The sequence below is a fragment of the uncultured Albimonas sp. genome (genome assembly GCF_963977235.1).
Taxonomy (GTDB): Bacteria; Pseudomonadota; Alphaproteobacteria; order Rhodobacterales; family Rhodobacteraceae; genus Albimonas.
In genome coordinates, this window is record NZ_CAXBOD010000008.1 from 1 (window position 1) to 23,856 (window position 23,856).

Annotated in this window: 12 protein-coding genes; 9 read left to right on the forward strand and 3 right to left on the reverse strand. The window is 74.3% G+C overall.

Going from position 1 to position 23,856, the window contains the following annotated elements:
* Positions 1-1,390, forward strand: a 1,390-nt coding sequence (locus AAC134_RS06845; protein WP_339948322.1) for an ATP-binding protein, incomplete at its 5' end; no start/stop codon positions are given.
* A complete protein-coding gene (locus tag AAC134_RS06850) occupies positions 1,387-2,046 on the forward strand; it encodes a response regulator (protein WP_339948323.1) in 660 nt (219 codons plus the stop codon). The genes AAC134_RS06845 and AAC134_RS06850, both read left to right, overlap by 4 nt.
* 44 nt (positions 2,047-2,090) lie before the next feature.
* Here the strand turns inward: AAC134_RS06850 and AAC134_RS06855 are convergent, their stop codons facing one another.
* Entirely contained in the window at positions 2,091-3,542 is a 1,452-nt protein-coding gene (locus tag AAC134_RS06855; protein ID WP_339948324.1) for a PLP-dependent aminotransferase family protein, read from the reverse strand.
* 175 nt (positions 3,543-3,717) lie between these two features.
* On the opposite strand from AAC134_RS06855, the gene AAC134_RS06860 reads away from it, so the two are divergent.
* The 7 genes from AAC134_RS06860 (at position 3,718) to AAC134_RS06890 (ending at position 19,888) form a co-directional block, all read left to right on the forward strand.
* Positions 3,718-4,821 carry a threonine/serine dehydratase gene (locus AAC134_RS06860; RefSeq protein WP_339948325.1) on the forward strand — a complete coding sequence of 368 codons (1,104 nt, stop codon included), beginning with the start codon at positions 3,718-3,720 and terminating at the stop codon, positions 4,819-4,821.
* Positions 4,822-4,866: 45 nt separating this feature from the next.
* Entirely contained in the window at positions 4,867-5,340 is a 474-nt protein-coding gene (locus tag AAC134_RS06865; protein WP_339948326.1) for a carboxymuconolactone decarboxylase family protein, read from the forward strand.
* A gap of 130 nt (positions 5,341-5,470) precedes the next feature.
* Positions 5,471-5,899: a DoxX family protein gene (locus AAC134_RS06870; protein ID WP_339948327.1), complete on the forward strand. Its 429-nt coding sequence runs from the start codon at positions 5,471-5,473 to the stop codon at positions 5,897-5,899.
* Positions 5,900-6,417: 518 nt separating this feature from the next.
* Positions 6,418-14,910 (forward strand): thioester reductase domain-containing protein, encoded by an 8,493-nt coding sequence (locus AAC134_RS06875; RefSeq protein ID WP_339948328.1) that lies wholly within the window; start codon positions 6,418-6,420, stop codon positions 14,908-14,910.
* The gene (locus AAC134_RS06880; RefSeq protein ID WP_339948329.1) at positions 14,907-16,271 is read left to right on the forward strand and encodes a hypothetical protein; all 1,365 of its coding nucleotides are present in this window, start codon (positions 14,907-14,909) and stop codon (positions 16,269-16,271) included. The genes AAC134_RS06875 and AAC134_RS06880 overlap by 4 nt, the downstream gene beginning before the upstream one ends.
* A 26-nt stretch (positions 16,272-16,297) precedes the next feature.
* A complete protein-coding gene (locus AAC134_RS06885) occupies positions 16,298-17,125 on the forward strand; it encodes an outer membrane lipoprotein-sorting protein (protein WP_339948330.1) in 828 nt (275 codons plus the stop codon).
* Between the two features lie 30 nt (positions 17,126-17,155).
* Positions 17,156-19,888 (forward strand): MMPL family transporter, encoded by a 2,733-nt coding sequence (locus tag AAC134_RS06890; RefSeq protein WP_339948331.1) that lies wholly within the window; start codon positions 17,156-17,158, stop codon positions 19,886-19,888.
* A gap of 22 nt (positions 19,889-19,910) precedes the next feature.
* Here the strand turns inward: AAC134_RS06890 and AAC134_RS06895 are convergent, their stop codons facing one another.
* Positions 19,911-21,569 carry a B12-binding domain-containing radical SAM protein gene (locus tag AAC134_RS06895; protein ID WP_339948332.1) on the reverse strand — a complete coding sequence of 553 codons (1,659 nt, stop codon included), beginning with the start codon at positions 21,567-21,569 and terminating at the stop codon, positions 19,911-19,913.
* 440 nt (positions 21,570-22,009) lie between these two features.
* The gene (locus AAC134_RS06900) at positions 22,010-23,797 is read right to left on the reverse strand and encodes a M10 family metallopeptidase C-terminal domain-containing protein (protein WP_339948410.1); all 1,788 of its coding nucleotides are present in this window, start codon (positions 23,795-23,797) and stop codon (positions 22,010-22,012) included.
* Positions 23,798-23,856: the final 59 nt, after the last annotated feature.

Consider the following 23,856-nt stretch of genomic DNA (forward strand, 5'->3'; position numbering starts at 1 on the left):
GCTGGCGGCGGCCGCGGCCGCGATCCTCTGCGCGATGGCGCTGACCGCGGGGCTGGCGGGGCCGGCCCGCGGGGCGGGCGCCGGCGCCGCCGTCGTCTGCATCCTCGCGCTGGCCGCCGCCGGCGTGGCGCGCGCCCGCAGGCCCGGGCCCGAGGTCGCGGCCTCCGCGCCGGCCAGCCTGCACCGGACGATCTTCGAAACCTCCGGCCTCGCGATGTGGCAGGCCGACTGGTCGCGGGCCCTGCCGATGTGCGAGGAGGCCGAGCGCGCCGGCCGCGACGTGCGCGAGTGGTTCCTCGAACATCCGCAGAAGGTGCGCGAGGCCGCCGCGGGCGCGGCCCTCTCCGAGGCCAACTCCGCAGCCGCGCGCCTGTTCGGGGTCTCCGACGCGGCCGAGCTGCTGCGCGAGGGCATCGGCCGCTTCCGCACCGCCGCTTCCGAGGCCGCGCTGCCCGGCATCTTCGCCGCGATCCACGCCGGCGCGCCCTGGGCCGACGCCGAGACGACCTTCCGGACCGCGTCGGGCGGGACGGTCGACGTGCTGTTCCGCGTCGCCCTGCCCCCCGATCATGACGACTGGCGGCGCACGCTGATCATGGCCATGGACGTCACCCCCCTGCGCCGGGCCGAGGCCGAGCTGCGCCGCGCCCAGGACGAGCTCGCCCATCACGACCGGATCTCGATGCTCGGCCAGCTCGCCGCCTCGATCGCGCACGAGGTGAACCAGCCGCTCGCCGCCGCCGTGTCCTACGCCCGCGCCGGGGCCCGCTGGCTGGCGCGCGAGACCCCCGACATCGCCCGCGCCCGCGAGAACCTCGAGCAGGTCGAGAGCAACGCCCTGCGCGCCGCGCAGATCGTGCAGCGGATCCGGGCGATGACCCGGCGCTCCGAGGCCGTCTCCGACCTCGTCCGCCTGGGCGAGGTGGCCGACGAGACGCTGGCGCTCGCCCGTCGCCACCTCGAGGCGGCGGACATGCGCGTCTCGCTCCACGCCCCCCGCCGCCTGCCGCCGGTGCGCGGCGACCGCATCCAGATACAGCAGGTGCTGATGAACCTCGTCCTGAACGCGCTGGAAGCCTCGCGCGGCCTGCCCGCCGAGCGCCGGCAGATCGAGATCGCGCTGGCCGAGGCCGGCGACCGGCTGCGGCTGAGCGTCGGCGACCGCGGCCGCGGACTCGACCCCGAGACGCACGAGCGGGCGTTCGACCCGTTCTTCACGACCCGTGCGGGCGGCATGGGCATGGGCCTCGCCATCTGCCGCAACATCGTCGAGGCGCATGGCGGCGTCATCCGCGCCGAGCTCCGCGCGCCCCGGCCCGGCGCCTGCTTCGTGGTCGAGCTGCCGGCGGCCACCGACACGGCGCCTGCCCTGCGCCAGGCCGCGGAATGAGCCGGCCCGCGCCCTCGTCGCCGGTCGACCCGGTGGTCTGGATCCTCGACGACGACGCCGAGCTTCGCGGGGCCCTGGTCGAGCTGCTCGCCTCTGCCGGCTACGCGGCGAGGCCCTTCGAGACGACGCGCGAGCTGCTGGCCGCCGCCCGCCCGCCGGGCCCGGCCTGCCTGCTGCTCGACGTGCGCCTGCGCGCCGAAAGCGGGCTCGACCTGCTGGAGCGGCTGGCCGAAGACGACGCGGGACTGCCCGCCGTGCTGATGACCGCCTTCGGCGACATTCCGATGACCGTGCGGGCGATGAAGGCCGGCGCCGTGGACTTCCTCGAGAAGCCCTTCCGCGACGCCGACCTGCTGGCGGCCATCGGAACCGCGATCCGCCGCGACGCGACCGCCGCCGCCGAGCGCCGGGAGCTCGACGACCTGACCCGCCGCCACGCCGACCTCTCGGAGCGGGAGCGAGAGGTGATGGCGCTGGTCGCCGCGGGCCTGATGAACAAGCAGATCGCCGGGCGGCTGGGCCTGTCGGTGGCGACGGTGAAGATCCATCGCGGCGCGGCGATGCGGAAGATGGCGGCGACGTCCCTGGCCGAGCTGGTCCGCGCAGCCGAGATCCTCGGCGTCCGCGACCCCGCGCTGGGCCGGCACGCGCCGTGATCCCGCCCGAGCGCCGCGGCCCCGCCCGAGCGCCGCGGCCCCGGTCAGGGCAGGTGCGGGCGCAGCACCTCCAGCAGGCGCGGCAGCGCCGCCGCCTCGGCGCGGGCGTCGAAATTGGTGGCGCAGATCAGGGCTCCGGGCCGGCGCAGGGCCGGGTCGACGAACCAGCCCGAGAGGGGTCCGGGGGCGATGCCGCGGGCCCACCCGGCTTCCTGCATCGCCGCGTCGTCGGCGTCCGCGCGCAGCCAGACCAGGGCCGCGGGCCCGCTGGGCGCCGCCTCGATCCCCGCCTCGGCCAGGGCCGCCAGCAGGCGCCCGCGCCGCTCGGCGTAGAGCGTGCGGGTCCGGCGCAGATGGCGCAGGTAGTGGCCCTCCTCGAGGAAATGCATCAGCCCGCGCTGGGCGATCGGACAGGGCGCGGGCAGGACATGCGCGGCGACCTCGGCCACCCGCCCGGCGATGGCGGGCGGCGAGACCACGAAGCCCAGCCCGATCATCTGCCCCAGCGTCTTGGCGAAGGTGCCCAGGTGGATGACCGAGCCGCGGTCGTCCTCCGCCGCCAGCGCCGGCACGGCGCGGCCGTCGAGCTGGAGCTCGGCCAGGAAGTCGTCCTCGACGATCCAGGCGCCGCTGCGCGCGGCCCAGTCCAGCAGCGCGCGGCGGCGCGCCGGCGACAGGGCCATGCCCAGGGGGGCGTGCTGGCAGGCCGAGACGACGGCCAGCGCCGCGCCGGGGGCGCGGGCCTCGGCGGCGGCGACGTCCAGCCCCTGCGCGTCGACGGGCGCAGCGACCGGGCGCATCCCCTGCCATTCCAGCGAGCGGCGGATGACCGGGAACCCCGGATCCTCGACCCAGGCCTCGGCCCCCGGCCGCCCCCGCGCGGCGATGGCGAGCGTCAGGCCGGAGCGGAAACCGCTGGTCATCACCACCTGGTCCGGGGCGCAGTCGATGCCGCGGGCGACGGCGAGATGAGCCGCGATCTGCGCGCGCAGGCCGGGATCGCCGCGGGGATCGGGCTGCACCGTGCTTTCGACCGCGCGGGCCCGCGCGGCCCGGCCCAGCAGGCGGGCCCAGACCTTGACCGGATAGGCCTCCTGCGCGGGCACCCCGTTCTGGAAGGGCAGCGAGGGCGCCTCGTAGGCCGGGGTCATGCCGGGCATCGGATCGGGCAGCGGGCGGCCGCCGGGGCGGGGCTGGGCGCCGGGCGGACGCTCGTCGGCGATCGGCCGCGCCACCAGCGTGCCCGAGGCGCCTGAGGCGACCACCCGCTGTTCGTCGGCCAGGATCTCGTAGGCCCGCCGCACGGTGCCGCGCGCCACGCCCAGCTGCGCGGCGAGGTCGACCCACGACGGCAGCCGCGCGCCCTCGGCCAGCCGCCCGTCGACGATCGCGTCGCGGATCGAGCCGGCGATCTGCTCGGCGATCGCGCGGCGGCGGCTGCGGTCGATCTCGATGACGAGCCCGGGCCCGGTCGATCGCGCCTCGTCGTTCCGCATCAGATCGCCGCCTCTCGCTCGCGCCCGCCTGCGCGCCCAGCCCTTGGTCGTAATCCGTCGGCCCCAGGCCCGACTGCGCAGGCCCGGCCGAGGGCGCAGATTGTCTTCATCGAGACGACCCAACCCAACCGGGCGCCGCGCCGCCCGTCAAGCCGAAGGGCAGACCGCCATGCCGATGCGACTTCCAGACCCCGCAGGCGCCGCCGACCCGATGCCGGGATTCGGCCGCCCCTGTCCAGACGACGCGGCGCCCGAAAGCCTCGGCCCGCCCGCGCGCCGCCCGACGCCCCTGGCCATCGACGACCTGCGCGAGGCGGCCGAGCGCCTGCGCGGCCAGGCCGTGCGCACGCCCCTGATCGAAGCCGAGGCGCTGAGCGCGCGGACCGGGCGCCGGGTGTTCCTGAAGGTCGAGAGCCTGCAGCGCACCGGCTCGTTCAAGTTCCGCGGCGCCTGGAACCGCCTGTCGCGCCTCGACCGCGACCAGCGCCGCGCCGGCGTGGTCGCCTGGTCCTCGGGCAACCACGCCCAGGGGGTGGCGGCGGCGGCGCGGCTGCTGGGCGTTCCGGCGACCGTCGTGATGCCGGCCGACGCCCCCGCGCTCAAGACCCGCAACACCCGCGCCCTGGGGGCCGAGATCGTTCCCTACGACCGTCGCCGCGAAAGCCGCGAGGCCATCGCCCGCCTGATCGCCGAGCGTCGCGGCGCCGTCCTGGTCCCCTCGTTCGACGATCCGCTGGTGATGGCGGGCCAGGGGACCGTGGGGCTCGAGATCGTGTCCCAGGTCTTCGCGGCGGGCGGCGAGATCGGCCAGGCGCTGGTTCCCTGCGGCGGCGGCGGCCTGGCGGCCGGCGTCGCCACCGCGATCCACGCGGCCGCGCCCGGCGCCCGCATCCATCCGGTGGAGCCCGCCGCCTTCGACGACACCGCCCGCTCGCTCGTCTCCGGCCGGCGGGAGAGCGTGCGCGAGGGCGGCGTCTCGATCTGCGACGCGCTGCTCGCGCCCGCGCCGGGGGAGCTGACCTTCGCGGTCAACCGCCGCCTGCTCTCGCCCGGCCTGAGCGTGGACGACGAGGCCGTCCGCGCCGCGATGCGCTTCGCCTTCGAGACGCTGAAGCTGGCGCTCGAGCCCGGCGGCGCCGTGGCGCTGGCCGCGCTCCTGTCCGGCGCGGCGCCGCGGTCGGAGGGCGACGTGGTCGTGGTGCTCTCGGGCGGCAACGTCGACCCGCCTGTCTTCGCCGAGATCCTCGCCGCCGCGCCGAGCCTGCGCGCCCTGGCCTGAACCCCCGCGGCCCCGCCGCTCCCCAAGGATCGAAAGGAGATCCCGATGCACCCCCGCATGACCGACCACTTCAAGCGCGCCCAGCCCGCCTTCAAGGCCCTGGTGGCCTTCGAGATGGCGCTGAGGGACAGCCCGCTCGACGCGAAGCTGCTCCACCTGGTCAAGCTGCGCGCCAGCCAGATCAACGGCTGCGCCGCCTGCATGCACATCCATGTCGACGAGGCGCTGAAGGACGGCGAGAGCCACGCCCGCCTGCACGTCCTCGCCGGCTGGCGCGAGTCGCCCTGGTTCGACGCGAAGGAGCGCGCGGCGCTGGCCTGGACCGAGACGCTGACGCTGGTCTCCCAGACCGGCGCCCCCGACGAGGTCTGGGCCGAGGTCGAGGCCGCCTTCGACCCCGAGGAGCGCGTCTGGCTGAGCTACGCCATCGGCGCGATCAACCTGTGGAACCGGGTGCAGATCGGCTTCCGGGCCGTCCATCCCGACCATGCCCCCGGCCCGAAGGTCGAGGCCGCCTGACGCCGTCCGGGGGAGCGCGGACCAGCGCGCTCCCCCCCTTCCCGTCCCCCTGGTCGCCGCATCGGAACCTGTGACCGGGATCGCGCCCCGGCGTCCCGGACCGGCGACCTTCGTCCAAGGAGCTCCCGCCATGTCGCTCGCCAGTCTCGCCCATCCCCGCCCCCGCTCGCCCCTGTTCACACCTGCCGCGGCCGCCTTTGCCGGCCGGCTGCTGCTGGGGGGCGTGTTCGCGATCTCCGGCGGCGAGAAGCTCGCCGATCCCTCGGCGACGTTCGCCTATATCGAGGCCTACGGCCTGCCGGCGCCCGCCGTGGCGCTGGTCGTCGCGATCTTCGTCGAGCTCGGCGGCGCGCTGGCGCTGGTCCTCGGCGCGGGCGCCCGCGCCGCCGCCGGCCTGCTGGCCGCGTTCTGCCTTGCCACCGGGCTGATCTTCCACGCGGATCTCTCGGACCCGGGCCAGGCGATCCAGTTGTTGAAGAACCTCGCCATCGCCGGCGGGCTGATCCAGGTCGCCGTCTTCGGGGCCGGGCGCTTCAGCCTCGACGCCCTGCGCGCCTGAGCAAGCATCCGAGATGTGACGACGACCGGCCGAACCGCCGTCGTCACCGGCGGGGCCAGCGACATCGCATCGGCCCCGCCTTCGCGCGCCGCAAGCGTCGCGGGCGCAGCCCGACCGGGCCCGCCGCCCTCTCTGCCCATGAACATCTGGGCGCAGAGGGCGCGGGAGAGGCGCCGCAGCGTCTCGGTCAGACGTTTCCGCGGGAGCGAGTCGCCCAGGCGTCCGCGGAGCCTTGACACGTAGACCGGATGGCGGCCCGAAGCGCGATGCGACAGGCCCGGGCATGCGCCGCATCTGCCGCCTAACGATGAATTGCCTCCGGACTGAGGCCTTCGCGCCCTGGCGCGAGATCGCCGCCGCCTGAGGGCGGGCCCGGCGTTGCGCGCGGGCGTCGCCGCCTTGAGGTGTCGCAGCCGTTGATCCTGTTGCCTGGCGCTGCGTCATTTCGTAAGCTCCCGTGGGGAGACGGGTTCGAATTGCTCATCTTGTCCCGTGACATAGCCTGTGGGGGGTGCGCGTTGGAACCGTCGAAAGCCAGCATTTCGATCGTGGGTATGGGCTGTCTGTTTCCCGGAGGCGCCGACAGTCCCGCGCGCCTGTGGCGCAACCTCATGGGCCGCGAGGACGCGATCCGCGAGATGCCGCCCGAGCGGTGGTCCCTCGCCTCCTACTACAATCCCCAGCGGGGGCGGCCGCTGCACAGCTACGGCAAATGGGCCGGTCTGGTGGACGGGTTCGACCGCTTCGACGCAGGCTTCTTCGGCCTCTCGGACGCCGAGGCCGAGTACATGGATCCGCAGCACCGCCTGCTGCTGCGCGTGGCCTGGGAGGCGCTGGAGGACGCGGGCCACGCCGCGCGCCCCGGGCGCCGCGACGCCGGCGCGCCGCGGGTCGGGGTGTTCGTGGGACTGTCGACCCACGACTATTCCGACGGCCAGGTCAGCCGGGCGGACCTGATGCCCGCCTCGCCCTTCACGGCGATCGGGGGCAGCGCCTCGATGGCCTCGAACCGGATCTCGCACGCGCTGAACCTCGAGGGGCCCAGCATCACCGTGGACACCGCCTGCTCGTCCTCGCTGGTGGCGCTGCATCTCGCGCGGCGAGCGCTCGAAGCCGGCGAGTGCGACCTGGCCGTCGTCGGCGGCGCCAACCTGATCGTCCAGCCGCATATGTTCGTGTCGTTCTCGGCCAGCTCGATGCTGTCGGCGGACGGGCGCTGCAAGGCGTTCGACGCGCGCGGCGACGGCTTCGTGCGCGCCGAGGGCGCCGGCGCCGTGGTCCTGCGCCGCACCGACGAGGCGCTGGCCGACGGCGACCGCATCCACGCCCGCCTGCTGGCGACCGGCGTCAACCAGGACGGCCGCACCCGCGGCATCTTCATGCCCTCCGAGACCGCCCAGGCGACGCTCGCGCGCGAGACCGCGGCCGAGGCCGGCATCTCCCCCGCCCAGGTCCGCTACATCGAGGCCCACGGCACCGGCACCGCCATCGGCGACCCGATCGAGGCGCGGGCCGTCGGCACGGTCTACGGACAGGCGCAGACAGGGGCGCCCTGCCCGGTCGGCTCGGTGAAGACCAACATCGGCCATCTCGAGGCCGGCGCCGGCATCGCGGGGCTGATCAAGACCTGCCTGGTGCTGAGCCATGGCGTCGTGCCCCCGAACCTGCATTTCGAGACGCCGAACCCCGAGATCGACTTCGACGCCCTGGGCCTGCAGGTGCCGACCGAGGCGCAGCCCTTCGCGCCCGGCCACGACGGCGCCCACGAGGACGACGCCCCGCCCTGCGCCGCGATCAACTCCTTCGGCTTTGGCGGGACCAACGCCCACGCGATCCTCGCGCCGGCCCCCGCGGTCGCGGAGGCCGCGCCGGCGCCCGCCCCCGCCGAGGGGATCGCGGCGCCGCTGCTGATCTCCGCCCCCTCGCCGGAGGCGCTGAAGGCCAACGCCGCGCGGATGGCCGAGGCGCTGGACGCGCCCGGCCTCGCCCTGCCAGGGATCCTGCGCGCCGCCGCCCTGCGCCGCGCCGGGCACGCCCGCCGTCTGGCGGTGTTCGGCGACGGCCCGGCCGAGCTGCGCCGCGCGCTCGACGCGTTCGCCGCCGGCGCCCCGGACCCCGACCTGATCGAGGGCACGGCCGAGGAGGCGCCCGGCGCCCCGGTCTTCGTCTATTCCGGCCAGGGCCCGCAGTGGTGGGGCATGGGCCGCGAGCTCTACGAAAACGCCCCCCGCTTCCGCGCCATGGTCGACGCCTGCGACGAGATCCAGCGCGGCTTCGGCGGCTGGGACCTGCGCGCGGCGCTGCTGGCCGACGAGGGCGCCTCGCGCATGGCCGAGACCGCCATCGCCCAGCCCTGCATCTTCGCCCTGCAGGCCGGCCTCACCGAGATGTGGCGCGCGCTGGGCGTCACGCCCGCGGCCGTCGTCGGCCACAGCGTCGGCGAGGTCGCCGCCGCCTGGGCCAGCGGCGCGCTCGACCTTGAACAGGCGGTGCGCGTGATCCATGAGCGCGGCCGGGTGATGGAGCTGTCGAAACGCGGCGGCGCGATGCTCGCCGTCGGCTGCACAAGGCAGGAGGCCGAGGCGCTGGACTGCGTTCGCGACGGCTCGCTGGAGATCGCCGCGCTCAACAGCCCCCGCTCGGTGGTGCTGGCGGGCGAGGCGGCGCGGATCGAGGACGCGGCCGAGACCCTGTCGGGCTTCGCCTGCCGCCGCCTGCCCGTCGCCTACGCCTTCCACAGCCGCCTGATGGACCCGTGCGAGGACGCCCTGCGCGCGGCGCTCGGCGACGTGGTCCCGGGCCCGACGACGCTGCCCTTCGTCTCCACCGTCACCGGCGGCCGGCTGGAGGGCGAGGCGCTGACCGCCGACTACTGGTGGCGCAACATCCGCCGCGCGGTGCGCTTCGCCCCAGCGGTCGAGGCGCTGTCGCGCCGCGGCCACGCCGCCTTCGTCGAGATCGGGCCCCACCCCGTGCTCGGCGGCGACATCCGCCGGGGCCTGGCCGAGGCGGGCCGCGCGCGCGGCGCGACCATCGTCGCCTCGCTGATCCGGGAGGAGGACGAGGGGCGGACCTTCGGGCGCGCCGCCGCCCAGCTTCATTGCGCGGGCGTCGAGGTGGACTGGTCGGCGCTCGTGGGCCCGCGCTCGGCCCCGTGGGCGCGGCTGCCCACGCATGCCTGGCAGGAAAAGCGGCTGTGGGTGGAATCCCCCGACTCGCTGGAAGCGCGCACCCGGACGCGTCCGCACGCCTTTCTGACCTCACGCCTCTCCTCCGACCTGCCGATCTGGCGGATGTCGCTGGAGCCCCGGATCCACACCTTCCTGGCGGAGCACCAGCTGCGCGGCCAGCAGGTGTTCCCCGGCACCGGCTACATCGAGATGGCGCTCGCCGCCGCGCGGGAGCTTGCCGGCGGGCGCGCGCCGCTGGTGGTCGAGGACCTGCGCTTCGAGCAGTTCCTGGCCCTGCGCCGGGGCGATACGCCCCAGCTCCTGCGCATCGCCGTCGATCCCGCCACCCGCCGCTTCGAGATCTCCAGCGGCCATGACGGCGAGGGCGCGGTCTGGACCCGCCACGCCACGGGCAAGACCGGCGCGGGCGGGGTCGAGCGTCCGGCGCCCGAGGACCTCGAGGCCATCCGCCGCCGCTGCCCGACGCAGGTGGACCCGGCCTTCGTCTTCCAGCTCCTCTCCACCGGCGGCCTGTCGCTCGGCCCCCGCTTCCAGCTGACCCGCGAGATCCGGGTCGGCGAGGACGAGATCCTGCTGCGCGTCGAGACGCCCGAGGATTTCGCGGACGAGATCGACGGCGCGATCCTGCCGCCGCCGCTGCTCGACAACATCAACTACGCGCTCGCCCTGGCGGGCACCCACCTGCGCCCCGGAGCGGTCCGGCCGATCTTCTACGCGCCCAGCGCCCTTGGCTCGTTGCGGGTGCACGCCCCCGCCGGCCCGGCCCTGTGGATGCACCTGCGCCTGCGCGAGGCGAATTTCGTGCGGATGATCGCCGACTACCGCCTGCTGGACGACGCCGGCGAGGTCGTGGCCGAGGCCCGGGGCCTCGAGGTCCTCGCCACCGCGGGCGAGGCGAAGAGCCGCCCGCTGCCCGACGCGCTGCACTACGTCTCCACCTGGCGCGCGGCCCCGCCGCTGTCGCCCGCCGCCGCGATCCGCCCCTGGTCCGCCGCGGGCGTCGACGCCCTGGCCCGGGCGCCGCGGCCGGCGGCCGCTCCGGCCCCCGACGCCTTTGCGACTGTCTGGGAGGGCCTCTCGGCCTCCGCCGGCGCGCCGGATCTCGACGCCTGGCGCGAGGCGATGCGCGGACGGCCCGGCGCGCTCGGCGCATTGGCGCTGGCGCCTGAGCTGGCGCGGCGGCTCGATGCGCTGACGCGCGAGCCGGGGGCGGCGCGGGCGCTGCTCGAAGATCCCACGATGCTCTGGCAGATCAACCACCACCATGTCGACGGCCCCGCCCCGGCCGCGGCGCGCGCCGCGGCGCTGCAGGCGGTCGAGGCGGCGCTGGCGGCGACCCCCGCCGGCCGCCCGCTGCGGGTCCTGGACCTTGGCGGAGACGCCGGGGCGCGCGCGACAGCGATCGCCGCGCGGCTGGGGGAGGCGCGCGGCACGCTCGACGCCGGCGCCGCTTCGCCGGCCGAGGCCACGATGCTGGCCGAGCTGCTGCAGCCCACGCCCTGGGCGCGACCGCTGGCCTGGTCGCCGGGCGAGCCCGACCTTGGGATCCCCGAGCATCGCCGCTACGACCTCGTGATCCTCGACGCGGCGATCCTGGGGTCCGCAGCCGGCCTCGCCCTGCGGGAGGCGCTGCCGCGGCTCGCGGCCCCCGGATCGCGGCTGCTGACCGTCGCCGCGACCGCGGCGGGCGGCCTCGACGGCCTGCTGGCCGCCCTGCGCCGCGCCGCGCTCGACCTCGCGCCGCTGGACCTTTCGACGGAGCCGGACGAGGGCGACCTGCCCGCGACCCTGCTCGGCGAGCTCGACGCCGGCCCGGGGATGCGCGTCCGCCTCTGGGCGCCCGAGGCGCTGGAGGAGACGGCGGCGGCCCCGGCCTCGCCCCACGCCGAGGACCTGCACTGGCTGCTGCTGCCCGACGCGGGCGGGCTCGCCGCGCAGATGGCCCGGCGGCTCGCCGCCCGGTTCGGGCCGGCGCGGGTGACGCTGGCCGACGGCGCCGACCCGGCCGAGGCGCCGACGCCGCGGACGGGGGAGACGCGGGTGCTCGACTTCGGCGCCCTCGGGGCCCTGCCCGGGGCCGCGCCGGCCGACCGCGCCGCCGCGCTCTGCGCCCGGCTGGCGCGGCTCGCCCAGCGCCTGGCGGGCGCGGCGGTGTCGCTGCGGGTGATCACGTCGGGCGCCCATGCGGTGACCGAGGCGGAGGGCGCCGACCTCGCCCAGGCCGCCGTCTGCGGGCTCGCCCGCACGCTGATCGCCGAGGCGCCGGAGCTGGCCTGCAGGCTGATCGACCTCTCGCCCGCGCCCGACGCCGACGAGCTCGACGCGCTGGAGGCGGAACTGGCCCTCGCCGCGGACGCCGAGGACCAGGTCGCCCTGCGCGGCGGCCGACGCCACCTGAGCCGCATCGCGCCGCTGCCGCCGCTCGCGGCCCCGTTCGACCCGGAAACCGCGACCCATGGCCTGCGCCTGACCGCCCCCTCGCCCGGAGCGCTGGACCGGCTGGCGCTGGAGCCGGTGGCCCGCAAGGCGCCCGGCCCCGGCGAGATCGAGGTCCGGGTCGAGGCCGCCGGCGTCAACTTCCGCGACGTGCTCAAGGCCCTGCGCCTCTACCCGCTCGACGCGCCCGACGCGCTGGAGCTGGGCGACGAATGCGCCGGCACGATCTGCGCGCTGGGCGAGGGGGTCGAGGACGCCCGCCTCGGCCAGCGCGTGATGGTGCTGGGCGCCGGCTGCTTCGCCAGCCACGTGACCGTGCCCCGCGCCCAGGCCCTGGTCCTGCCCGAGGGCCTGTCGCCGGCCGAGGCCGCCACCCTGCTGGTCCCCTGGATGACCGCGCGCCACGCGCTGATCGACATCGGGCGGCTCGAGGCGGGCGAGCGGGTGCTGATCCATGCCGGCGCCGGGGGCGTCGGCCTCGCCGCCATCCAGATCGCGCTCGCCCACGGGGCCGAGGTCCACGCCACCGCCGGCAGCCCGCTCAAGCGCAGCTTCCTGCGGGCGCTGGGGGTGCGGCATGTGCACGACTCCCGCTCCGACGCCTTCGTCGACGCCATCCGGCGGGCGACGGGCGGCGAGGGCGTCGACATCGTCCTGAACTCGCTGGCCGGAGAGCTTTTGACCCGCAGCCTGGAGCTGCTGCGCGACGGCGGCCGCTTCGTCGAACTGGGCAAGCGCGACATCGAGCAGGACACGCTGATCGGCCTGCGCCCGTTCCGCCGGGCCCTGACCTTCGCCGCCGTGGACATGTCGAAGGTCCGCAGCCCGCGGCGGCTCGCCCCCCTGCTGCGGGCGCTGGAGGAGGCGCTGGCCGAGGGCTGGTTCCGCCCCCTGCCGTTCCGCCGCTTCGCCATGGACGACTTCGCCTCGGCCTTCCAGCACATGGCCCGCGCCCGCCATATCGGCAAGATCGCGCTGACCGTCGAGCCCGGCATGACCGCCGCTCCGCCGCCGCGCGACTACCGCGCCGACCCCGGGGCCGGCTACGTGGTCACCGGCGGCCTGCGCGGCCTGGGCCTGGGCCTCGCCGCCTGGCTGGTGGAGCGCGGGGCGCGCCGGCTGTGCCTGGTCTCGCGCAGCGGCGCCCCGGATGCGGCGGCCGCGGAGGCGATCGAGGCGCTGCGGGCGCAGGGCGCGACGGTGCTCTGCATCGCCGCCGACGTCTCGACCCGCGAGGGCGCCGCCGCGGCGCTGGACGCGGCGCGGGAGGCCTTCGGTCCCCTGCGCGGCGTGATCCACGCCGCCGCCCGCTACGGCGACCGGATGCTGATGCAGGAGGACGAGGCCAACATCGCCGTGGTCTTCGGGGCCAAGGCCGCCGGGGCCTGGAACCTGCACGAGCTGACCGCGGAGGATCCGCTGGACCTGTTCGTCGTCACCTCCTCGATCAGCACGATCCTGGGGGGCGTCGGCCAGGCGGCCTATGCGGGGGCCAACGCCTTCCTCGACGGGCTGGCGGCGCAGCGCCGGGCGCAGGGCCTGCCGGCGCTGAGCGTGAACCTCGACCCGGTCACCGACGCGGGCTTCCTGACCCGCGACCAGCGGGTGGCCGACTACCTCAAGGCCCGCGGCTTCGACGGGCTGACCACGGCCGAGGTCGCCCGCTCGATCGCCCGGCTGGCGGGCGAGGGGCGCGGCCAGGCCATCGTCACCTCGCTGTCGTGGAAGGACTGGGCGCGGGCCGGCGGCGCGCTGGGCCGGGCGCCGCGGTTCTGCGAGGTCGCCGGCGACCTCGCCGCGGCGGGCGAGACCGGCGGCGGCCTTCGCGCCGAGATCCAGCAGGCGCCGCCGGCCGAGCGGACGGGCATCGCCGCCGCCTATCTCGCCGGCGAGGTCGCCAAGATCCTGCGCCTGCCGCCGGAGGAGATCGACGCCTCGCGCCCGATGGCCGACCTGGGCGTGGACTCGCTGAGCATGGTCGAACTGGTCCTGCGGCTGGAGACCGACATCGGCGTCGGCCTGCCCGCCTCGCTGATGGCGGGCGATCCGTCGCTGGAGCGGGTGGCGGGCGTGATCGCGCAACGCCTCGCCTCGGACCGCTCCGAGGAGGCCGGCGATGCGGAGACCGAGGCCGCGATCGGCGCGGACGACGGCGCGGCCGAGATGATGGCCCGCGACGCGCGGCTGGCCGAGACGCTCGACTTCGGCGCCCTGGGCGAGATCCCGCCCGAAGCCACGCGCCCGCGCCAGGTGCTGCTGACCGGCGGCGCCGGCGCGCTGGGCGCGCAGCTGATCGCCGAGCTGCTGCGCTTCACCGAGGTCTCGCTGACCTGCCTGGTGCGCGCGCCCGACGCCCCGTCCGCCCGCGCGCGGCTGCTGGCGGCGGTGGCGGCTGCGGCGCCGGACCTGCCGGCCGCGACCCTCACCGGTCGGCTGGAGGCGCTGCCCGGAAGGCTCGACGCGCCGCTCTTCGGCCTGGACGGCGAGACCTACGACGCGCTCGCCGCCCGGATCGAGGCGGTCTTCCACCTCGCCGCGGACGTGAAGCATGTGCTGCCCTACGCGGCGCTGCGGGGATCGAACGTCGAGGGCACGCTGGAAGTCGTCCGCTTCGCCCTGCACCGCAGGGTCAAGCGCCTGCACCACGCCTCGACCATCGCCATTTACAGCCGCGCCGACGCCGGCCCCGACGGGGTGGTCCGGGAACCCGACCTCTCGGCCCCGCCCGAGCGGCTGGCTGGCGGCTACACCCAGAGCAAATGGGCGGCCGAGGCGCTGGTCCGCGACGCGCAGGCCCGCGGCCTGCCGGTCACCATCCACCGCCTGGGGGTCATCGTGGGCAAGGCCGAGGCGACCGGCGCCGCCGACCTTGTCTGGCGCGCGATGGAGGCCAGCCGCGAGGCCGGCGCCTTCCCGCGCAGCCGGCTCAACATGTTCCTGACCCCGGCCGACTTCGCCGTGCGCGCCATGCGCCGGATCTTCGAGGACGCCCGGCCCGGCGACGGCCCCTTCGCCATCGTCGGCGCGGCGCCGCTCAGCTCCGACGACGTGGCCGACGCGATGGAGCGGGCGGGCGGCCGGCCCGAGCGCCTTGACCTCGCGGCCTGGGCCGAACGGATCGCGGCGCTGAGCGCCGAGGACGCGGCCCACCCCCTCGCCCCTTACGTCCGCTTCGCCGAGACCCAGTCCGGCCTCGGCGGCTTCGCGCAGGCGTTGCAGACGTTCCTCGAGGGCGCGCCCCTGGGCTTCGACCGCAGCAACCTGGACCGCCTTCTGGACGACGACTCCGCGCCCCCGGGTCCGCCGGGGGGCGACCCCGTCGCGGCGATGCTGTCGGCGCTGCTGGGCCGGAAGGTCCCCGCGCCCGAGGTGGGCGCGGCATGAGCGGCGGGGCCCCGATCCGCGCCGCCGCCCTGGCGCTCGCGCTGCTGCCCGCCGCCGGGACGGCGCAGGCGCAGGCGCAGGAGGAGACGCGCGCGCGCCTGCTCGAGGACCTCAGGGCGCTCGTCGACTACGCCACGGTCACGGTGAAGCTCTCGGCCTTCGCGCATGAGGACCCGTACCCCGGCGACCGCCAGGCCCTTGGCTTCGCCTGGGCGGGGGTCGAGTTCGCGGGCCCCGTGCTCGATTCCTGGGAGGTCCGCTTCACGCCCGAGTTCAACGCCGACACCGGCGACCGCGCCGGCTCCGGCATCCGCTTCGACGAGCGCGGCCGGCGGCGGCCGATGCTGGGGGTCGAGGAGGCTTGGGTCTCCCATGTCGACGGCCCGTGGACGGCGACGATCGGCAAGCAGCTGTTCAGCTGGGGCGCGGCCGACCTCTACAGCCCGACCGACGACCTCAACGCCCGCGACAAGCTCGACCTGCCGGAGGCCGAGAAGCTGGGCGCGCTGGCGATGAGCCTCGGTTACGCCACCCAGGACATCGGCCTGCAGTTCGTGTTCGTGCCCTGGTTCACCCCCGACCGGCTGCCGCCGCAGGACAACCGCTGGGCGCGCTCGACCGACCCGCTGGCCGACGCCGCCGCCCTGACGCTGGGCTTCCGGCCCGCCGTTTCGGTCGGCCCGCGGACCCTGCCGCCGGCGGGGCTCGACAGCTCGACCTTCGGAGCGCGGGCGATCACCTCCACCCTGCTGCCCGGCTGGGACCTCTCGGCGACGGTGGTGCACGGCCCCTCGACCAACCCGGTCGTCGCCCAGCGGGTCAACGGCGGCGTGCTGGAGCTGACCTCGGTCTACCCGCATTACACCGAGATCGGGGGCGGCTTCTCGACCATCTTCGGCGACTACGAGCTGCATGGCGAGACCAGCCTGCACCTGACCCGGGAGTCCCGGCAGGACGACGACTACCTCACCGCCGTGATCGGCTTCCGCCGCGACTGGAAGGACGACCCGCTGCCCTGGCTCGAGGAGCTGTCGCTGACCGCCGAATACGCCTACGAGCACGTGACCCGCGCCGCCACGCTCAGCAACGCCTTCGTGCGCACGGCCTTCGACCGCAGCCTCGCCAACTCCGCCGTCGCCAAGCTGGAGTTCGGCTTCGACCCGGACACCACGGCCTCCCTCGGGGGGGCGGTGAACATCGAGGATCGCGACTGGACGATGGACCTCAACCTCGCGCACGATCTGACCGACGCGGCGACCCTGACCCTGGGCGTGCAGATCTTCGAGGGGCCGACCGAGTCCTTCTTCGGCGCCTACGACGGCAACGACCGGGTCTACGCCTCGGTGGAGATCGTGTTTTGACCGCCATCCGCGAAAGGAAACCGACCATGACGCGCTGGACCGTCGACCTGCGCCGCCTCGCCCTGCCGCTGGCCTGCGCGGCGCTTCTGATCGCGGGGCTGGCCGCAGGCGCGGCTCAGGCCCAGACCGGCCGCGAGATCATGCAGACCCAGAAGGACCGCCACGACGTGGACGCCGAGGTCTCGCTGTCCACGATGACCCTGATCAACGCCAAGGGCCGCCGGCAGGACCGGCGCATGGTCACCCTGCGCATCCGCAACGCCGAGGGGCAGTCCCGCTCGCTGGTGAAATACCTCGCCCCCAACGACATCGCCAACGTCGGCCTGCTGACCTGGGAGCAGCCGGGCGACACCGAGGACGACCAGTGGCTCTACCTGCCCGCCTCCGACGACGTGAAGCGGATCGTGGGCGGCAGCAAGAAGAACGCCTTCATGGGCTCAGACATCGCTTACGAGGACATGCGGGCCGAGGACCTGGACGCCTTCGACTACACCCTGACCGGCGAGGAGGAGGTCGACGGCCACCCCTGCTTCGTGGTCGAGGCGCGCCCGGCCACCCAGACGGAGCGGGAGGAGAGCGGCTACGGCCTGCGCATCCTCTACATCCGCAAGGACATCTACTTCACGGTGCGCACCGACTTCTTCGACCCGCGCGAGCGGTTGCTGAAGAAGGCGACCTTCACCGGCCTGAGCAACCCGGCAGGGGACCTGTGGCGGGCCGAGGTCTCGCGCTTCGAGACGGTGCGCGCCGGCACCGCGACCGAGACCGTGGTCGAGGAGCGCGAGATCGACGCGGAGATCCCCGAGGGGACCTTCGCCACCCAGAACATCAAGCGGCGCTCGCGCTACCGCTGACCGGGCGACGCGCCCCCCCGAGGAGAGACGATGCTGAAGCTCGTGCAGCGGATCGGCGACTGGATCGTGCGCCGGCCCTTCGGCTCGATGGCGATCCTGCTGGTCTTCGTGCTCGGCTTCGCGGCCGGGCTGCCGGGGTTGAAGGTGGACACCTCCGCCTCGGGCCTGATCGTGGCCGACGCGCCCGAGACCCTGAAGTATCGGCAGATCAAGGAGACCTTCGGCGACGACGTCGCCTTCACCATCGTCTTCGACGCGCCCGACGTGTTCACCCCCGCGATCCTGACCGCCATCGACGACGCCGCCTACGAGATCGAGGGGCTGGACGGGATCAGCAAGGTCGTCTCCCTCGCCTCGGTGAGCAACCTGCGCGGAAGCGAAGGCGTGCTGAACACCGACCAGCTGATGCGCGTTCCCCCCGAGACGGCCGAGGAGGCCGCGGCCCTGCGCGCGGATGCGCTGGGCAACCTGCTGCTGCGGGGCGAGGTGGTGAACGCCGACGGGACCGCCACCGCCATCCAGGCCTTCGTCGAGACCCGCCCCGGCGACGGCGTGTTCGAAAAGCGCCTGTCGGAGGAGATCGAGGCGATCCTCGACGCGCAGCGCGCGCGGCTGGGCGAGGAGGTGGAGATCTACCTCTCCGGCGCGCCGATGCTGAAGGTGGCGATCCTCGACAACATCGCCGCCGACGGCCAGGCGCTGGGGCCGCTGGCGCTGGCGGCGATCACCGTGGTGCTGCTGTTCTTCTTCCGCGCCGGCGTCGCGATCCTGCTGCCGGCGGTCACCGGGATCCTCTCGATCGTGACCGCGCTGGGCTTCATGGCGTTGCTGGGCTTCGCCATCAACCCGGTCAGCGTGATCATCCCCACCCTGCTGCTGATCATCGGCGCGACCGAGGACATCCACCTGGTGGCCGAGTTCGGCGCCGGCGTGCGCCGGGGCCTGCCGCGCCCCGAGGCGGTGCGCGCGATGATGCGCCACTCCAGCCTCGCGATCGTGCTGACCTCGGTCACCACGCTGTTCGGGTTCCTGACGCTCGCCCCGCACCCGATCCCGATGATCGGCCAGTTCGGCGTCGGCGCCTCCTTCGGGATCGCGGCCAACTTCCTGATCACGGTGCTGATCACGCCCCACCTGCTGCGGGTGATGCCCACGCCCAGGGCCTTCCAGCGCCCCGAGATCCGGATGATGCGCCGGGTCGAGCGGGCGCTGACCCACCTCGCGCTGCGCCGACGCAACTGGGTGCTGGCGGCGGCGGCGGTGGTGACGCTGGGGGCGGGCTGGGCCTCGACCCGGGTGGTGGTGGACAACGACTTCCTCGCCTTCTTCCGCGAGAGCGATCCCGTCCGCCAGCGCATCGAGGCGCAGAACCGGGACCTGTCGGGCACCACGGTGACGGTGGTCGAGGTCGACACCGGCCAAGAGGGCGGCCTCAAGGACCCCCGCACCTTGCAGAGCATCGCCCGCCTGACCGACTTCCTGCGCGCCCGCGACGCCGACGTGATCGGCTACGACCTGTTCATGCGCAAGACCCACCAGGAGATGAACGGCGGCGACCCGGCCTTCTTCGCGATCCCCGACAGCGCCGACCTGATCGCGCAGTACACCCTGCTGATGGCGCCCCGCACGCTGGAGCGCTTCGTGGATTTCGACATGTCGCGCACCGTGATCCTGGTCCGCTCCCACCTCGCGGGCAGCGCCGAGATCGTGGGCGAGCGTCCCGTGATCCAGGCCTTCGCCGAGCGGGAGATGTCGCGCGACCTGACCGTCACCGTCTCGGGCGAGGCGGTGCTGGTCGCGGCCTCCTCCGACACCATGAGCCGGGAGATCGTGACCAACCTCGCCTATGTGTTCGGGGCGGTGTTCGTGGTGATCTCGCTGCTCTTCGCCTCGCTGCGCGCGGGGCTGACGGCGATGCTGCCCAACGCGGCGCCCATCGTGATCAACTTCGCCGCCATGGGGCTGCTCGACATCCCGCTGGGCACGGCGACCTTCCCCGTCGCGGTGATCGCGCTGGGGGTCGCGGTCGACGACACCATCCACTTCATGTCCCGCTACTCGCAGGAGCTGCGGACCAGCGAGAGCAACGAGGAGGCCATCGCGCGCACCATTGAGCAGGAGCTGCAGCCGGTCTTCGCGACCTCGATGGCGCTCTGCGCGGGGTTCATGGTGCTCAGCTTCGCCAACTTCGCCTCGATCGCGCAGTTCGGGATCCTGGCGGCGATCGTGATGCTGGCGGCGATGATCACCGACCTGACGCTGACGCCGGCGCTGCTGGTGATGACGCCGCTGGTCACGGTGTGGGACCTGATCCGGGTGCGCCTGTCGGGCGACTTCGCCGAGCGCAGCGCGCTGTTCCGCGGCATGCGCTCGGGCGAGATCCGGCGGGTCGCCGCCCTCGGCCGGACACTGGCGTTCGAGCCGGGCGAGGTGATCCTGGAACAGGGCGCGCCGGGCCGCGACATGCACCTGCTGCTCGACGGCCGGGTCGAGGTCCTCTCGGTGCGTCCCGGCCAGCCGCCCCGGCGGCTGGCGGAGGTGGGCGCGGGCTCGGTCGTGGGCGAGATGGCGTTCCTGACCGGGGACCTGCGGACCGCCAGCGTGGTCGCCGCCACCCGGGTCGAGACCCTGCAGATCAGCGCCGTGACCCTCGACCGGATCCGCACCCGGCACCGGCGCATCGCGGCCAAGCTCTACTACAACATCTCGGTGATCCTCACCGAGCGGCTGCGCAACAGCAACGAGGCCCAGTCCACGACCTGAGCCGCCTCGAAGCCGCGCCGGCTCAGGCCCGGGCGGCCTGAGCCGGCGCTTCGGCGACCTCCGGCCCGCGCGGCGCGCGCGGGGCCAGCCAGCGGTCCTCGTAGGTCGGGTCGGCCTCGATGGCGTGGATCTTCTCCTCCAGCCGCGCGGTCACGTAGTCGGTGAACGGGCCCAGGTGGGCGTAGATCGCCGCCATGTTCAGGGCGTGGCGCAGGGCCCGGGGATTGGTGCGCACGACATGCACGAGCAGCCGCCAGAACGGCCCGCGAAGCTCCGGCCGCCGCCGCGTGACGTTCCAGAGCAGGCGGGCGGTGCGCCTGAGCTCCTTCCCCAGCGCGGCGCGGCCGACCTCCCCCGAGGGTCCCGAGGCGTCGATCTGCGCCACCGCCCGGCGCACCCGCTCGAAATAGCGGTCGCGGTCGTAGACGTGCTGGATGACCTCAAGGAAGTTCCGCATGATCTCGACGCGCGGGCGCAGGGTGCGGAAATTCAGCCCGGCGGTGCACTGGTCGATGCCGACCGCGTCCGGCTCGGTCGTGTCCTCGGGGTCGGCGAGCCGGTTCTCGGCCACCAGCCTGCGCGAGAGCTGGGTGTTGGGCAGCGCGTAGAGCATGCCGACGGCGGCGATGGCGATCGAGCAGGCCTCGATCACCTCGATCTGGGCGCGAGCGACCTCGGGCCCCTCGCCGTCGAAGCCGACGATGAAGCCGGCGACCACCATGATCCCCGCGCCGTTGATCTTCCGCACGCTCTCGGCGATGTCGCGCCGGGTGTTCTGCTTCTTCTGCATGGCGATCAGGACGTCGGGGTCCGGGCTCTCGATCCCCACGAAGACGGCGAAGAAGCCGGCGTCGCGCAGCAGGGCCAGGAACTTCGGATCGTCGGCCAGGTTCAGCGAGGCCTCGGTCGAGAACGAGAACGGGTAGCGGTGGCGCTTCTGCCAGTCGACCAGGTGCGGCAGGAAGGCCATCACCGCCTTCTTGTTGCCGATCAGGTTGTCGTCGACGAAATCCACGTGCCCGCGCCAGCCCAGCGCGAAGAGCCGGTCCAGCTCCGCCAGCACCTGCTCGGGCGCCTTGGTGCGCGGCTTGCGGCCGAACAGCTCGATGATGTCGCAGAACTCGCACAGGAACGGGCAGCCGCGGGAGAACTGGACGCTGAGCTGGATGTAGGCGTCCATCTTCAGCAGGTCGAAGCGCGGCAGCGGCGTCGTGGTCACGTCCACGCTGTGCAGCGGCGCCCGGATCAGGCCCGCACGCTCGCCCCGCGCCCAGGCGGCGAGGAACTCGGCCATGGCGCCCTCGGCCTCGCCGACGATGCGGAAGTCGGCGAGCGCATAGAAACTTGGCCGGGAGCTGACCTCCGGCCCGCCCAGCACGGTGATCTTGCCCGCCGCCTTCGCCCGCTCCAGCAGCTCCAGCATCCCCCCGATCTGCGAGATCATGCCGCCGACGAAGACCATATCCGCCCAGTCCAGCGCCGCGTCGTCGAGCGTCTCGACATTGCAGTCCACCAGCCGTACCGGCCAGCCGTCGGGCAGCATCGCCGCCACCGTGATCAGCCCCAGCGGCGGCGCCGGATAGCGGGCGCCGGCAAGCTCGCAGGCCGCCCGGTAGTTCCAGAACGACGTCTCGCCGAACGCCGGATGCACAAGCAGAACCTTCGGAGCTTCGCTGTCCATGACGCGTCGCGCCTCCCCATAACCCCACCCTTACGCGAGGACAGTGCCAGCCCGAGCCCGACCTGTCGAACACTTGCGGCCCGATCGGCGCCATAGCCGGTCGCATTCCCGCCCCTCACCCCCTGCAGCGGGCGCACGCAGGGCCGCCGCCCCTCCGCCCTTGCCCCCCCGGTCCCGGCGCCTCGCACGAGGGTCGCGGCAGGGGTCGCCCCGAAGCATCTGCGGCCGGGCGACCGCGCCCCCGAACGCCTTTGTCCGTGAATGGGCATCGTCCCCGATTGGGTCGCATCCCGGATCGTCCCGCGCCGGCGTTTCCGGGCGACCGCGCGACGACTGGCAGGCGGGCCGTCAGGGTTCGAGATCGGGATCTGGAAGCGGCTCTCGGGCGCCTGCTGATCTGCGTGACAATGACGGCGGCAAGTCCGCCTCGCGCCCCGGCGTCAGGCGAACATGAAGTCCGACGCATTGAGGTCGCCCGCATCGGTCTTGAGCAGCCTGATCTCGTCGCCGCGCGCGCCGTAGTCGATGAGGGCGTGCTTTCCCTTCTGACGGATGTCGAGGTCCTCGAAGCTGTCGGCGCCCTCGCCGAAGGCGATGAGGTCTAGGCCGTCCTCGAAGCCGACGATCTTGTCCCTGCCGTCCCGTTTCGAGAAATGCAGCACGTCGGCGCCCTGGCCCGGAACGTAGGTGTCGCGGCCCCGCCCGCCCACGAGCTCGTCGTCTCCGCCGCGCCCGAACAGCTTGTCGGCGCCCTTGCCGCCGTCGAGCAAGTCCGCGGCGTCGTCGCCGTCGAGCCGGTCGTTCCTCCGGGTTCCCGTCGCGACGTTGAGGCGGCCTTCGACCAGGATCTCCAGCGTGGCGGCGGTGCGGGCGCCGAACGGGTCCTCGACCGTGTAGGCGAAGCTGTCGACCGCGACCTCTCCGGGATCGAGGGCGTGCGCCGAGGTCGCCTTGTAGATCCACCCCCCGTCCGCGCCGAGCTTCAGCCACCCCCAGTCGCCGACGATCTTCGCGCCGGGCGCGCGCCCGTCGACCTGCACGACCGTCAGCGGATCGCCGTCCGGGTCGAGGTCGTTGCCCAGCACGTCGCCGGCGACGCGCCCGCCTTCACGGATGCCCGCCGCGTCGTCGGCGGCCTGCGGCGCGAGGTTGACCCACGTGAGCATCAGCCCCCTGGCCGTGATCGTCGCCTCCAGCGCGGCCTGGACCGCCGGGGCGTCCAGCGCGATGCGCGCGGCGACGCCGCCGTCCGCGGTCCTCAGCTGGATCGCAAACCCGTCCTCTTCGACCATCGCCGAGAGCGCGGCGGGGTCGTCGTCGAGAACGAGGATGCGCGAGCCGATCCCGAACCCGTCGATCCGGTCCCCGTCGAGGTCCGCGAGCGCGCCCCGGACCTCGCCCCCCTCGGCCGACAGCACGATGCGGTCGGCCCCGCCCATCGGCTCGAACCGGTCGAAGCCGCCGCCGCCTTCGAGGCGGTTCGCCAGGGCGTTCCCGATCAGCCGGTCCTCGCCCGCCGATCCGACGGCGTTCTCGATCTCCACCCCCGGGGCGATGGACACGCCGCCCGACATGTCCTCGGTGTCGGGGATCGACGACAGCGCGCCCGGGCGCAGGTCGATCCGCACGCCCGGACCGGCCGGCGCGCCCGCCGCGCTGATCGTGTCGAGGCCGCCGGCGTCCCAGATCGAGCGCAGCTCGTCCCCCGAGAAGGCGTAGAGATCGTCGCCGGCCCCGGTGGACAGGTTCTGCCCATAGATCCACTGCAGGGCCTGGATGTCGAGCGAACGGGGCGCATCGGCGTAGCGCACCTCTCCGTCGGAATCGAAGTAGGCGACGGAATTGTAGCTCATGATCGTGTAGCGCTCGGAGTCGAGCGCGTCGTCCAGCGTCGGTCCCTCGTGCGGGTGGTCGAGGCCCAGCGAGTGCAGAAGCTCATGCGCGATGACGGAGCGGCCGGCCGAGCCGGGGGCGAACTCCGTCTGCGACGCGTCGATCCAGACGTCGCCGTGTTCGCGCGACAGGCGGAGCGTTTCCACGTGGTTCGAATCGTAGTGATAGACGTAGCCGCCGATCGAAATGCCGGCGACGCCGTCCAAGCCGAGCGTGGAGGCGAGGCCGAAGCGCAGGTGATACGGCGTGTCGAGGGAGGCGTCCTCGACCTCCTCGAAGGTGATCGGCACGAGCTGCGAGATCGCGAGGGCGACGTCGCGGACCGCCTCGCGCATCGCGTCGGAGACCGGCAGGGCGCCCTCCGCGCCGCCGGTGTCGTAGTCCGGCGGGGCTT